The organism is Thermogutta hypogea, from assembly GCF_055386265.1.
Genome location: NZ_AP042425.1, coordinates 2,185,838 through 2,198,910, shown reverse-complemented (window position 1 = coordinate 2,198,910; position 13,073 = coordinate 2,185,838). Strand labels below are relative to the sequence as shown.

11 protein-coding genes are annotated in these 13,073 nt (G+C 60.5%); 6 read left to right on the top strand and 5 right to left on the bottom strand.

What is annotated here, in order from left to right; all coding sequences use genetic code 11:
• Nucleotides 1-981 precede the first annotated feature (981 nt).
• Both ACZ5B4_RS07895 and ACZ5B4_RS07890 read left to right on the top strand, forming a co-directional pair.
• Complete coding sequence (locus ACZ5B4_RS07895) at nucleotides 982-1,257, top strand: flagellar biosynthesis anti-sigma factor FlgM (RefSeq protein ID WP_464913890.1); 276 nt, start codon at nucleotides 982-984, stop codon at nucleotides 1,255-1,257.
• Nucleotides 1,254-1,808, top strand: a complete 555-nt coding sequence (locus ACZ5B4_RS07890; protein WP_464913889.1) for a Fur family transcriptional regulator — start codon at nucleotides 1,254-1,256, stop codon at nucleotides 1,806-1,808. Before ACZ5B4_RS07895 ends, ACZ5B4_RS07890 begins: the two co-directional genes overlap by 4 nt.
• A 138-nt stretch (nucleotides 1,809-1,946) precedes the next feature.
• On the opposite strand, the gene ACZ5B4_RS07885 is transcribed toward ACZ5B4_RS07890, so the two are convergent.
• The 5 genes from ACZ5B4_RS07885 to ACZ5B4_RS07865 form a co-directional block, all read right to left on the bottom strand.
• Nucleotides 1,947-4,556: a c-type cytochrome gene (locus ACZ5B4_RS07885; protein WP_464913888.1), complete on the bottom strand. Its 2,610-nt coding sequence runs from the start codon at nucleotides 4,554-4,556 to the stop codon at nucleotides 1,947-1,949.
• A gap of 122 nt (nucleotides 4,557-4,678) precedes the next feature.
• A complete protein-coding gene (locus tag ACZ5B4_RS07880; RefSeq protein WP_464913887.1) occupies nucleotides 4,679-5,128 on the bottom strand; it encodes a QcrA and Rieske domain-containing protein in 450 nt (149 codons plus the stop codon).
• Between the two features lie 497 nt (nucleotides 5,129-5,625).
• On the bottom strand, nucleotides 5,626-6,669 hold the full coding sequence (locus tag ACZ5B4_RS07875; protein WP_464913886.1) for a DHH family phosphoesterase: 1,044 nt from the start codon (nucleotides 6,667-6,669) through the stop codon (nucleotides 5,626-5,628).
• 127 nt (nucleotides 6,670-6,796) lie between these two features.
• Nucleotides 6,797-7,828 carry a riboflavin biosynthesis protein RibF gene (ribF, locus tag ACZ5B4_RS07870; RefSeq protein WP_464913885.1) on the bottom strand — a complete coding sequence of 344 codons (1,032 nt, stop codon included), beginning with the start codon at nucleotides 7,826-7,828 and terminating at the stop codon, nucleotides 6,797-6,799.
• A 300-nt stretch (nucleotides 7,829-8,128) separates the two neighbouring features.
• Nucleotides 8,129-9,394, bottom strand: coding sequence for a DUF4912 domain-containing protein (locus ACZ5B4_RS07865; RefSeq protein WP_464913884.1), 1,266 nt, complete (start codon nucleotides 9,392-9,394; stop codon nucleotides 8,129-8,131).
• A 946-nt stretch (nucleotides 9,395-10,340) separates the two neighbouring features.
• Between ACZ5B4_RS07865 and ACZ5B4_RS07860 the strand changes: the two genes are divergently transcribed.
• From ACZ5B4_RS07860 to atpF, 4 genes are all read left to right on the top strand, one after another.
• The gene (locus ACZ5B4_RS07860) at nucleotides 10,341-10,769 is read left to right on the top strand and encodes a hypothetical protein (protein WP_464913883.1); all 429 of its coding nucleotides are present in this window, start codon (nucleotides 10,341-10,343) and stop codon (nucleotides 10,767-10,769) included.
• 64 nt (nucleotides 10,770-10,833) lie between these two features.
• Entirely contained in the window at nucleotides 10,834-11,682 is an 849-nt protein-coding gene (gene atpB / locus ACZ5B4_RS07855; protein ID WP_464913882.1) for a F0F1 ATP synthase subunit A, read from the top strand.
• Between the two features lie 191 nt (nucleotides 11,683-11,873).
• Nucleotides 11,874-12,230, top strand: coding sequence for an ATP synthase F0 subunit C (gene atpE / locus ACZ5B4_RS07850; RefSeq protein ID WP_464913881.1), 357 nt, complete (start codon nucleotides 11,874-11,876; stop codon nucleotides 12,228-12,230).
• A gap of 138 nt (nucleotides 12,231-12,368) precedes the next feature.
• Nucleotides 12,369-13,019: a F0F1 ATP synthase subunit B gene (atpF, locus tag ACZ5B4_RS07845; RefSeq protein ID WP_464913880.1), complete on the top strand. Its 651-nt coding sequence runs from the start codon at nucleotides 12,369-12,371 to the stop codon at nucleotides 13,017-13,019.
• The last annotated feature ends 54 nt before the right edge of the window (nucleotides 13,020-13,073 follow it).

The following is a 13,073-nucleotide window of genomic DNA, read 5'->3' as shown; positions in this document are numbered from 1 at the left end:
TTCCCCGTCAAACGTCATCGACCGCTCAGGGCGACGAATTCCGTCTCTAGCTTTTTGGACGGATGGATTGTACAAAAGGTTCACGTTGAAATGAGTTGCGTGAATATGGGCAAGATAAGGATGGTGGGTGGAGAGGCTGTTTTTCCTGGGAGCCATGCCTCCAAGGCGGACAAGCACTCGGACTAGGCCGGGAGAGGAAATGTCCCCTCGGCCCGCGGTTGGGAAGAACAGCCGGCTCGAAATCTTGCCGACGTGGTGGCTGGAAAAGGCCGTCGCAAAAAAGCGGCCCGGCGAAACGGAAACCGCCTCGTCGGGCCTGATCACCACGGGCTGGTGGTGTGTACCAAATGACCGAATAATGGGACCGGGACGCGGCCGCTTGCAGGGCATTTTTGGCGTTGGTTGCGTCGGTATCCGGTCCGCTAAAGGTTCAAACACCCCTCGGCATTCAAGGTTTCGGTCTTGAAGCCTAGAGGCCGGCGGAGAAGACGGGTGACGGTTTCGGTCGCCGTCGGCGTTGGGGCGGAGGCCGACATTCGCAACGACAGATCACCGGGTTGGCACGGTCGCTCCGAACGGAAATTCGCGTTCGCGGCGGCGCAACACGACGCGTGATTCCAAGCGGAATCACCGTTACGACAGGGCGACGTAATGGAATGCTGTTTTGACTTCGTGAGTCCGGCCGAAGATGTAAATGCGGAGCGAGATGCTGCCTGCCACGGAACGGCTTTTCCCGGACACTCTATCGGCCGCGGACCGACGCCCCATCGTATCGTTGGGCTTCACCGAGCGTTTCCGCGGTGGGGATTTCAGCGGATGCTATGGCGGCCGAATGAGTTTTAGAGTATAGTTCCTGTGGAGAAAGAGTACGGTGCTTCGGACACGTCACCGTGCTCGCAAACCGATCCTCTCCCGACCGCGGCTTGAACCAAGCGGCTTGGCGGGGGGAGGGGTGTGGATTGTGACTCTTGGAGATGGCTCATGCAGATTCACGGTCCGTCGCACATCCACGGTGCTCAGCCTTTGCACGGGCCGCATGGCCGCATCACGCGGCCGGAGGCCGTCGACGCCGGTTTGCCGATTCAGGACGAACTACAGCTTTCAGACGCGGCCCGGCTTCTCGACAAAGTTCACGACTTGCCCGACGTGCGATGGGATCGTATCGCCAAGATCAAGGCGGAAATCGCCAACGGCGTCTACGAAACCGAGGAGAAATTGCAGATCGCCGTCGAACGCTTGTTGGATGAGATCGGGTGAGCGAGAGCCCTTTTCCTTTGCAGTCGGTCATCGCGCCGGAATCGCCCGAGCAGCGATTCGAAAAGTTTCTCCGCGCTAGGGGAAAGCGCATGACCGCGCAGCGGCGGCTGATCCTGGCCACTATTTTCAGCCATCACGATCATTTCGATGCCGATGATCTGATGGTTCACCTCCGCGACCGGATGGCCTCCCGCGAGGTCAGCAGGCCGACCGTCTATCGGACCCTGGGCGAGTTGGTGGAAGCGGGCTTACTCCGCCGCATGACGCTGCGCGATCGCTACGTGTACGAGCACTCTTACGGGTATCCCGATCACGATCATTTGTACTGCCAGGTGTGCCACCGCCTCATCGAGTTCTTTACGCCCCTGGTAGCCGAAATTCGAGAGCGCGTGTCCCGCGAGCACCGTTTCCACGCGATGTCTCATCGGTTCTTGATTTCGGGCATTTGCGAGAACTGTGGGAAAGAGCAGAGGGATGCGGCGCCGGAGAGAGATCAACCTCCGGGTCGCGACCCGGGATGCGCAGCCGAGCCGAACGGCGCCGCGCGGTGACACTCGCCTAAGTCCGCGGCCCCCAATCACAATTCGGGAAAACCGCTTCCCCCCTTGATATGCCCCGGCGCAACGAGACGCGCGCTCACGGACCGCGTCGTGCGGCGGACGCAGCGGTCGGACTCGTGTTCCTGTCCTTTACTCTTGCGGCTTATTGCCCGCTTCGGAACGGGCCTTTTGCAGCAACCATTCGGCGAGGAGATCGATTTCCTCCTTAGTCAACAGGTTCTTGGCCGGCTCGGCGAACATGTGGTAGGACGGCATGCCGTCGTTTGAGCCGGGGTAGAACCGCTCGTTCTTGGGATCGGAGATGAATTCTGCCAACCACGTTCGCGAACCGTAACCGGTGAGGTCGGGCGCCGTCCCAAGCTCGCCTCGATCGTAAAACTTGTGACAGTCGGCGCACGTGAAGTCCTCGAAGAGGAGCAGCGTGTCTTCGTCCGGCATCGGCGGTTCCTCGCCGGAAGCGTAATCCTTCAGGGCTTCCGCGGCTAAGGCATCGATCAACTTGTCGAACTCCTCCTGCCCGATGTCTTCGATCAACTCGCGGAGATTTCCGCGAACGAACTTGGACATGCTGCCGTCCGCAAAGGCACTATTGCCGAAGTATTTCGGCGTGGCGATCTGCTTGGGGTCCAACAAACCCGCGATCCATTCGCGGGAGGCGAATCCGCCGAGATCCGGGGCCGACGGACTGACCGCGGTCAGATGATCCTCGCCCTCCGCGGAATGGGCATGGCAAACCGAGCACAGTTCTTTTTGGTACAGCCGGCGCGCCTCGGCCCGCTTATCGCCGCTCGGACGATCCGGGAGCGGCACGGCCCGCGCTTGCCACTTGCCGAGTGTCAACATCACCGGTTCCTTTGCGGGCCGCGGGGCTTCGTCCGCGGACGCCGAGGAGGGTTCTTCTCCCCAATCTTCTCTTAGGAAGTCGGCCAAGATGGCCAATTGTTCGGCGGGAATACGATTTGCCTCGGGACGAGCGGGATCTTCCACGTAGGCGGGCATGCGGTCGTTCCGCAAGCCGTAAAACGAGACGTGTTGCGGTGAGGCCAGGATTCCGATCAACCACTCGCGCGAACCGTAGCCCGTCAAGTCGGGAGCCGTGCCTTTCGGCCCCGCGCCATGGAAGTGGTGGCAGCGGGCGCACTCCTTGCCGGCGATCAATTCGCGTCCGCGAGCGATCAGATCCCGGTCGGAATCGGAGACGGGTTGATACGGGAGGTCGGCCTCGGCGGACAAGGCTGCGATGACGGCCTTGCGGTCGGCCTCGGGGAGCTTTTGAAAACGCTCTTGGACGTAACGCACCATGGTTCCGGCGGCGAATCGGGTATTGCCGTAATACTCGTCGGAAGCGATTCGGTCGGGATCGAAGAATCCTTCCAGCCATTCCCGCCCGGCAAAGCGGCGAAGATTCGGTGCCGAAGGGTTATCGCACAGGATCGCCCCCTCCTCGCCGGCAACGCCCAGGGAATGGCAACTAGCGCATTGTTGTTCGAAAACCTTGGGACCTTGGGTCTTGGGATCGGCCCGCAACAGCGCCAGCGCTCCGAGGGGAGGTATGCCGCCATGGAACCGAATGAGTTCCAGCGTTCGTTCGGCGTTGCGTTGGGCGGCCTGCTTCGAGGCTGCGAATTCCGCGTCATGCCAATCGTGCCGCCACGATTGGTAAGAGAAATAGGCCAGTCCGCCGAAAATGATCAGAGTGAACACGACGTTCCAGACGTGGCCGACCGGACTGCGGCCGAAAATCGGCATCGCAAAGAACAGCAGCGCCGTAATCCCAGGGATGACGAAGATGGCCAAGACCTTGATTTCTCCCGGGAAGAGATTGGCGAAGCCGTACAATCCGCGGAAGGACCATTCCGGACGAGCTGCGGCGTAAAAATTGGCCGGGTCGGTATCGGCCGGGGCGCCCAACTCGACGCCGAAATGCCGGTCGGGTGCCTTCCAAGCGGCGGGGTCTAGAGCCCCGGGCAGGAAGACGAAGGCCAGAACGACCGCCATTGTCGCCAAGCATACGCCGCCCTGAAGCGTGACGGGCGCGCGGGAATCCGGTTTGGCTCCGGGATAGCGGTCGGGCATTTCTTCGACGCGTCGTCCCGCCCGCCGCGCCAACAGCGCGTGGATTACGGCGATCAGGATCAAGGATCCGGCGGAGCAGACCACGTGCATGGCGAAGAAGTGCGTCAACGCGTGGTGTCCGAATGCGGGGCCCCCCACTACCAAGCGATACAAAGGGGCGCCGATTCCCGGCAAAAGCAGTAAGAAACTGACGCGCGTTTGCGTCGCGGCGTAGGCTTCGTCGTCCCAGCTCAACAGATCGCCGGTCAAGCAGGCAGCCAGCGATAACCCCAACAAAATGAGCGCGGTCCAGAATACGAATTCTCGAGGCGCAGTGTATTTCCGCAGAAAGATGAATCCCAAGACATAGACGATGAGAAATCCGACCAACACTTGGGCGCTCCAGAAATGGATGCCGCGTACAAGCCACCCCAGGGTCAACTGATGCTGGATGTAATAAACGCTTTCCCACGCCGTCTGGCTGGAGGGGCTGTAAAAAAACCACATCGCCAAACCGGTGACGGCCTGGAGGCAAAGCAGAAAGAAGAGGATGGAAAGCCCGATCGGCCACCAGCAGCGGCCGTACGCGTCGCATCCGCCGCCGCAACTTGCCGACACCAAAGAGCGCCATGCGATACGATCTTCCAGCCAGTTGGAAAAACCCGTTCCGAGCTTGCTCATCATCGTTAGGCCCTTGGGGGGAGGGGATGTTTTCTGTTTGCGTCGCAATCGAAGGGGGCTTCTCTTGCGGTTCCTTGTGGTGACGTGGGTTGCCCTTGCCGACCGCCGCCGGGCACTCGTGCCGATCACGCCATGGGAATCTTCGCGGAGGTGCCCAGTTGGAAGTTTTGAAAGACGACCCAGACGTCGCCGTTGTCGGCGATTTCCGCTTCGAGGGAGTCCATGTCGCGGGGGCTGGGCGAAACCGCATCCAATCTCTTTCCGGATAGCGAGAAACTGGCCAAATGGCATGGGCAGAAAAACCGCCCTTCGGACCCGCTTTCGCCGGGCTTGTAGTCGACGGAACAACCGGCGTGAGGGCAGACCACGTGCAAGGCTTCTACGCGATCAGCGGCGACCTTGCGCAAGTAGACCGCACCCACCGGTTCACGCGATACCGTCCACGCGTTTGCTTTCTCCGCTACGACGGGAAACTTGCGGGGCGTTCCGTCGTCAGGGAGGTTGTCCAGCGAGGTCAAACGCACGCGCAACCCGCCTTGAGCCTTTTTCCCCAAGGGACTTAAGAAGGCCGCCATGCCGCTCCCAATTCCGGGCAGCAACGCTACGATCCCCAAGATCCATGCAATGAGGCTGCCCAAAAAGCCGCGGCGTACCGGTGCGGCTGCGGGCGATGTGCCACAACAAGAACAACAAGATTCCGTTTGAGTCATGGTGTCTCCCGATGTCAGAAATGGCGGCCGACGGTTGCCCTCGGGTTTGGTTTTTCGCTTCGGTTATTGCCCGACCGAGCCGAACGCATGACGGGGACGCTGTCCCGCCGGGCCGTTCAATATTACGTTGCAAAATGCGCAATGGGTTGCCCCGAAGGCGGGGAATTGTGCGACATCTCGCGGTTTTGGCCCAGGTTATTGTCCCGGCTGGCGTCGTAATTAATCCTGCAATAATTGACGGTAACGCCCCCGCTCTCGCACGTAAACGGAACGGATATGGAAAGGCGCCCGCGCCCGGATCCTCGTCCGATGCAAGGCCCGGGTTTGCGGAACGGGAGCGGTTGGTACACCCCGACGCCTAACTATTGTTGCAAGGCCTTTCGTGCGGCGTCAAGAACTTTCGCCCGTGCCTCGTCCAGCGTTCCCAGGACGGTGGCGCCGGCGGCGGCCTTATGCCCGCCGCCGCCGAATTCCGCTGCCAGCCGGCTGCAATCCACGTGGCAACGGCTGCGGAAGCTGATCTTGAACCGACCGGGCGTGTGTTCCACCAGGATGACGGCCAACTGCGTGCCGCTGACCGTTAATGTCGTGTTTACGATATCCTCGCTGTCGGACGAAACGGCCCCGGTCTCCGCGAAGTCGCCGTGGATGAGGTAGGTATGAATCAGTCTGCCGTCGAGTTCCGTCTCGGCCCGCTGCATGGCGCGGCCGGTCAAGCGAAATCGCCCGATTCGCTCGTTTTCATAAAGATCCCGATAGAGTTCGTCCGGCCGGACTCCGGCGGCGACGAGTCGGGCACCGAGCGAAAAGGTATCGGCTCGCACCGAATTGAAGCGGAACCAGCCGGTATCCGTCGCCAGTGCCGCCAACAACAGCTTGGCCGATGCGGGATCGAGAGGTACGTTCAGTCTCTCAGCCAGCTCGGCCACGATTCGGCCGGTGGCTTCGGCTCGCGTGTCTTTGAAGAATTGCGTTCCCAGATCGTCACCGCTCACGTGATGATCGAGAACGATCTTCGTCCCTGGGAAGGCACGCAAGAAGTCCGCCATTCCCCCAAGCTGGGCCCACGCCGAGGTATCTAGGACGACGAGGACCTCGACGGACTGGCGCCACTCCTCCGTGCGCGGGTGGCCGAGGCGATGAATTTCGCCGGTCGGGTCGAGAAACTTCAGATTGGGCGGGACTTCGAAGTCGGCTAGGCACACGGTTTCCTTGTGCAGGCGTCGCAGGATGTTGGATAGCGCCAGCGTACTGCCGATGGCATCGCAGTCGGGTCTGATATGCGTGGTCAGAAGGAAGGAGCGATGATCGTGAATGATCCGCCGCAATTGATCCCAATCGATGGTCACTTGGTTGTCCGGTGAGAGATCCGAGGCACTCGAATTCCGGCTGCTACCGTCTTGCATGCGAAAATCTCCCAGGGGCCGATTGGGCCTGCTCCGCGGATTGAAAGTTGCGCCCTCTTTTGCTCTCGTCGCTAAACGCAATAGTCTTCTGAAAGGCCGATTTCGGCGGCGCCGAGCCGCTCGAATATCAAGGCAACTGTTTCGGAACGGCGGACCGGCTGCACGACTCGCTGGATTGAGAGGCCGTGCTCGGCTCCGACCGGCCGTCGGAGGAATGCTGATCGGGCCGGCAGCCTTGAAGGTATTCGGCAGCCCTTTGCCGAGCAGCTTCCACGTCGAGAGCCATGCGATCGAGCAACGCGGCGACGCTGTCGAATCGAAGCACGTCCCGAAGTCTTTGCAGGAAAACGATTTCCAGCTCGCGTCCGTAAAGGTCGCCTGAAAAGTCGCACAGGAAAACCTCGAACTTGATCAGTTCCTCGCCGAAGGTCGGATTGCCGCCGATGCTGATGGCCGCTGCGTAAGTATTACCGTCGATTTTGGCCAAGCCGGCGTAAATGCCGGGGCCGGGGATGACGGTTCGCAGGTCTTGCAGGTTCGCCGTGGGGTAGCCCAAGGCGGCTCCCCGACCCGCTCCGTGGACCACCGTTCCGATTGTGGCAAAGGGTCGCGAAAGCATTTCTTCGGCTTGATCGACGCGACCCGCCCGGATCGCTTGGCGGATGCGGGAACTGGAAATCGGCAGCCCTCCGTGTTCCACGGGCGGCACGATTTCCCAATGTATCCCGTGATCGTCGCACCAATCCGCCAGCAGCCGGACGTCGCCCTCGCGATCGTGCCCGAAACGGAAGTCGGGCCCTTCCACGATCGCCCGAATCGCGAGTCGCCCACGCAGCAGGTCGTGAAAGAAATCTCGGGCGGACGTTCGAAACAAGGCGGGCGTGCTTGGCAGGACGATAGCGAAATCGATCCCGGCCTCCGCCAACAATTCCGTACGGCGTTCCGGCCAAACCAGCGGCGGCGGGGCGCCACGACTCGATACGACCGCGGCGGGATGGGGGTCAAACGTCATGACTGCGGCCGGCGTTCCCTCGCGGTCGGCTATTTCGCGGAGGCGACGAAGCAACGCCAAATGACCGCGATGCACGCCGTCGAAGTTTCCGATGGTCAACGCACAGCCGCGAAGTTCGGGATGATCGCAGTCCGAGAAAACTCTCACTGGTGAATACTATCCTCGGCACTTTGGTTGGAAAAACCGCCTTGGGCGCGCCTGCTTGCGAGGGGAGCGCCCGAAGGTCCCCTGCTTGCCGCAACCAAAGGTTATTGCCGCATCGACCGGGCTCGAGTTGGGGCGACTTTGCGGCGATTCGGTGACGGGCGGTCGCAATCGCGAATCCCCAATTATACCGCCGAGGTTGGCGAGACGGAAAAGGTACCCCTGTATGCCGCGGGGTTGAGAAGCGCGCGGACCAACACCGTTGTGCGACGTCAACCGCAATCTTGAAACGAGAAGGCCGGGTCAGTTCTCCATTTCTCGAACCACCGGCTCCATGATCTTCGTGTTTCGCTCGACGGCAACCACGATCGTGCGTTCCTCGAAACCGTCCGCGCTGACCGCCACGATCGGCAGGACGTGCCGCTTGTCAGGCAAGGGGATTCTCAGCGAAAAACTGCCGTCCGGCTCCACGTCAATCGGTTCGCCGCGCACGGTAATAGAGTAATTGGGGAGCGTTCTGCCGAATAGAATCAGTTCGGCATCAATCTGGAATAGGAAATGCGGTCGAGGAAGCAACGATTGATCCACGCCGGGGCCGAAGCGGCTTACGACGTTTCCGCCCATGGGGCGTTGCAGTCGTTCTTCCAGGACTTCTCGCAAGTCATTGGTATCCGACCCCTCTTCATATCCGCCGCTGAGGGCATAAATGCGGTCGAAATCTTCGGGAATGCCGGACCACTTGAGGTCGACGACGTCGGCGGAGTGGGCAGGCGGCGTCGTGACCGAATTGCCTCGGGCCAAGCAAAAGAATCGCCCTTCGGGAGCCGCGTAGCCGATGTCCACGCTATAGGTTTTGTCCGGGGTGCCGACGTGCACGTACCAATGGTTGGCGCGGCCGTCGATTTCGATGTCACGTACCAGCACGCGCTCCGCCCGACTCGTACCGTCTTGTTGAATCTCCCACAATCGCAGAACGGGTCGAGCCAAATGCCAGTTCTGGGCTAATGCGACTCGCGCTCGCTCCACCGCGGATTTGGATATCTCCCACCAGGCCTGAATCCAATAGGCGTCCCGGACCATCACGACCAGGCGATCTTTGACAGGTCTGCCGTTCCCGGAACCCCCGCGAGCCAAGTCTTTTGCCGAGGGAATTTTGGCCGTGGGAATCGCCGATACCGGTTGGTTGGTTCGCTTTGCCTTGACCTTTTGCCGTTCCTTGGTTTGCGACGGGGATGCGCCGGAGCGGTTCACTGCTTCTTGGGTAGGCTTGCCGTTCCTGCCGGAGGCGTTTTGCAATTCCGACGGTTTCGATGATTCGATCTTGCGACCGGCGGAGACCCCGCGCGCGGCCTTTGGGCGGGGTTGCCGCTGGAGCTTGGGCTTGGCTTCCGCCGATTTCGAACTCTTGGAGACGCCGCCTCGCTTGCGCTCGTCACGTTTGGCGGATCGCACCAGGGCCTCGACCAACTGCTGTTTGCGCATGGCGTGCCAGCCCGGGATGCCCTTTCGTTTTGCCATTTCGGCCAAGTCTTTCACGGTATGCAATTTGAGCTGCGAGGCCGTAATCACTGGACAAACCTCCAACACGCCGCGAAAATGTTGCGGATTAGCGTAACCAAGGGAGGGAAGTTTCCGCCGCACCGCAACGGACGGAGAGGCTCGGGAAAGCTTCGAATATCGACATTGCCCTCAGCCTTACCGTCGTGATCGTCCTCGGAAAGGCGGAACCGCGTTTATGTCCGGGGCGATCCGTGCCCGTGGAAATCCAGAAGCCAATCAGTGGCAGCTCGCCGGTGCGGCGGGGGAAGCCGATCGCGATGATGCCACCGGCACCACCGCCGGCGTGCCTTTTCGGTCGATGCAAACCGTCTCATGCCAGCATCGTATCGCCAGCGCAACATCTTACCTGATTATACCCACGAGCACCACAACTCGCAACCAATTTCTCGCACTGTAGCCGCCGGGAAAAAATACGTGACAAAATTTGTAAGATGTTGTTATTTCAAGCCTTACGACTTTGATTCGGTTGGCGGCCGTGGTAAGCGGAGGCGATAATAACCTATATTGCCGTGGACCAAATTGCCGCAGCGAATGCTTTCCTAAGGGACTGGATGATGGATTGGGATGTTTGGGGAAAATAGGAGTTTCCGTGGTAGGGGGTAGCGGGGAACGTGAGTTATGGTTTCCGATCCGAGGCGGGATTCGGTGAACCGTTTCCCGGAGAACGGGAGTCGAGCCTCGTCAAACAAGCGGGATACGAGGTCTCCCTTTGCAAAGGGATGGGCTATCGGTTCGGAGATCGTTGGGTTATCCTTGCAATTCGTGCTGCCTCTATTTGGGGGATTTCTCTTAGATCGATGGTTGGGATCTACGCCGGCGGCCACACTTGCGGGCGGTATTCTCGGGCTTGCCGCAGCGATTCTCGGGTTTATTGCGTTCGTTCGTCGGCTGGATCGCCAGTCCGGACGGCATCAGGACGATTTGCTCGAATGAAATGACGTTTGGTTAGGCTCCGATGCAAAATCAACCCCAATTCGGCGGGTGGCAGGCGCCGGCTTATCTTTGCTTACCGGTTGTTGTGACCTATGTTCTCTTGGTGCCTGCCGTTTCCTGGATTCGGGGGAGCGGCAGCGGAGAGTATCAGCCGGCCGTGGTAGCCGCCTTCGGCTGCCTGTCCGGAACGGTGACGGCCTGGCTGATCATACGTCGTATGACCGGCACCGATGCCAAAGTGTGGGCCATGGTACTTGGATTCTTGCCGCGAACACTGGCCCCGCTGGCGGTAGTCGGCGTATACTCCATATTCGTGGAGCGTCTGGTCATTATCACCGCGTTTGTGTATTGTATTGTGTTTTACGTCGTTGCTCTCGCCGGAGAGTCTTGGCTGACACTGCGATCCCTTCAAAGGGAGGGTTTTGGTACCGGTCAGCTGCGTGATCGTTGACGCCCGGCCGCGGTACTCGGGTCTCGAGGGCGGCTCGGAATGCTCCCGCAAGGAGTAAGAACGCATGTTGGATATCAAGCACGCGGGTGAACACGTCAAGGATGCGGTCTCGTTTCACCTGCCGTTTGGTAAACACATCGATTTGCCTCTGATCGACTTGGGCACCGTGCAAGTGCTTGGGATGGAGATTCCCCTTCGCCTGCAAGTGACCAAGTTCATGGTATTGGAGGCGGCGGCCGCCGTCTTGATGATATTGGTTTTCGTGCCGTTGGCATGGCGTCTCCGCGGCGGACGGCCCCCACGCGGCCGTTTGACGAACTTCTTCGAGGCGATGCTGGAATTCATCCGGAATGAAGTGGCGCGGCCCGCCATCGGCAAACATGATGCCGACCGATTCTTGCCCTTCTTGTGGACGGTTTTCTTCTTCGTCCTTTTCTGCAATCTTCTGGGGTTGATCCCTTGGGCCGGCTCGCCGACCGGCTCATTGAGCGTGACGGGGGCGCTTGCCGCCATGACCTTCCTGACGGTGGTCGGCGCGGGTATGCGTCAATTCGGGCCGGTCCGCTATTGGCTGGGCCTTGTGCCGCAAATGGAATTACCGGCGGTGATGGCCGTCATCCTCAAACCGATGCTGTTCGCGATCGAGGTGCTGGGGCTCTTGATCAAGCATTCCGTCTTGGCCGTGCGTTTGATGGCCAATATGTTTGCCGGGCATCTGGTCTTAGCCGTGATCCTCGGCTTCATCGCGGCCGTCGCCGACTTGTGGACGATCCTGTGGGTGGGGGTCACGGTCATGAGTATTTTGGGGCAGGTCGCGCTGAACATGTTGGAATTGTTCGTGGCCTTTTTGCAGGCATATATTTTTACATTCCTGGCGGCGTTGTTTATCGGCATGTCGGTGCATGAGCACTGAGTCGTGATTTCGGCGGCAAGGCCGGGACGGCGGTTTGGGGAGGTTCGTCCGGAGGCTCAACATTGAGAGAATCAGCGCGTGCCGTGCTGCGGCTCGCTTTCGGGTGACGAGAAGGTGATTTCAAAGACATGCGATACGCCGGCGGCAGGGTATCGCGCACGGGTGTTCCTGGAAGAAAGGAGATTCGTTCCGTGAACAAGTTGTTGAGCGTTTTGGCGATGACGTTGGTATTGTCGGCCCTGGCCTTGCCGGCGTTTGCGGAGACGGCGACCCCGGCCGGTGACCAACCGGCGGCCGCCGAGGCCCAATCGCAAGGGGGACGCAGCGGTTACATCTTCTTGGGCGGTGCCTTCGGCGCCGGCTTGATCATTCTGGGGGCCGCCTACGGTATCGGAAGAATCGGCGGTGCCGCCGTGGAAAGCATGGCGCGACAGCCGGAAGTGGCTAGAAACATTCAGACGGCCATGATTATTGCCGCGGCTCTGATCGAAGGCGTGACGTTCTTCGGGTTGATCGTCTGCTTGATCGCCCTGTTCTTCACGGGTTGATCCTCCGGGTGGAATAGCGACGGCCGGGGGCGGCGTGCGAGGTTTTCCGCGCGAATTCCTTACGACGCACGTCTCCCCGGCGGCGGTCTGAGACCCCATGGCGTAGAGCCTCAATTTGTCCGCAGGAGCCTGATGCAAATGTTTGGGCGCTGGCTGGTGCTTTCCGCTTTAGTTCTGGGGACGCTTGGGATGATCGCGCCGCGCGAGTTTGCGCGGGCGGAATCGCATGCGGCGGCAGACGCTCACGGCGGAGCCGCCGAGGGCGGCGTGGGCGAGGCCGTCAATCCGCTTGATTTCAAGGCGGATCTGGCCCTGTGGACGGTTTTCGTCTTCCTCGGCGTCCTGTTCGTGTTGTGGATCTTCGCCTGGAAGCCGATCATTCGCGCTTTGGATGATCGGGAGCAGCACGTGAGCGGGGAGATTCGGGCCGCGGAAGAGGCCCATCGCCGCGCCAAGGAGCTGCTGGAAGAATATCAGAAGAAGCTCAGCGGCGCGCAGGAAGAGATCGCACGGATGATGGAAAAGGCACGGCAGGAAGCGCGAGCCTTGGGGCAGCAGATCGTGCAAGAGGCGAGGGAAGAGGCGGAGGCCCAGCACCGCCGCAAGTTGGCCGAAATCGAGCAGGCGGCGGACCGCGCCGTGCAGGAGATTTCCCAATTGGGTGCCAATTTGGCGGTCGATCTGGCCGGCAAGATCATTGCTTCGCGACTCGATCCGGCCGCCCATGTGAGAATGATCGAGCAGGCGGTGGCGACGCTGGGCGCCGTTCGCGGCGCCGACGTGAATTGATGCCGATAATGGTTCGCAAGTAGGAGTCGGCCCAGCGCGGGTTTCCCCGGGGTG

Bases quoted from the DNA above. Each gene is read 5' to 3' on its own strand.
- ACZ5B4_RS07875 (WP_464913886.1), bottom strand. From the start codon at position 6,669: ATGCAAGACGGTAGCAGCCGGAATTCGAGTGCCTCGGATCTCTCACCG.
- atpF (WP_464913880.1), top strand. From the start codon at position 12,369: ATGTTTGGGCGCTGGCTGGTGCTTTCCGCTTTAGTTCTGGGGACGCTT.
- ACZ5B4_RS07895 (WP_464913890.1), top strand. From the start codon at position 982: ATGCAGATTCACGGTCCGTCGCACATCCACGGTGCTCAGCCTTTGCAC.
- ACZ5B4_RS07880 (WP_464913887.1), bottom strand. From the start codon at position 5,128: ATGGCGGCCTTCTTAAGTCCCTTGGGGAAAAAGGCTCAAGGCGGGTTG.
- atpB (WP_464913882.1), top strand. From the start codon at position 10,834: ATGTTGGATATCAAGCACGCGGGTGAACACGTCAAGGATGCGGTCTCG.
- ACZ5B4_RS07860 (WP_464913883.1), top strand. From the start codon at position 10,341: ATGCAAAATCAACCCCAATTCGGCGGGTGGCAGGCGCCGGCTTATCTT.
- ACZ5B4_RS07885 (WP_464913888.1), bottom strand. From the start codon at position 4,556: ATGATGAGCAAGCTCGGAACGGGTTTTTCCAACTGGCTGGAAGATCGT.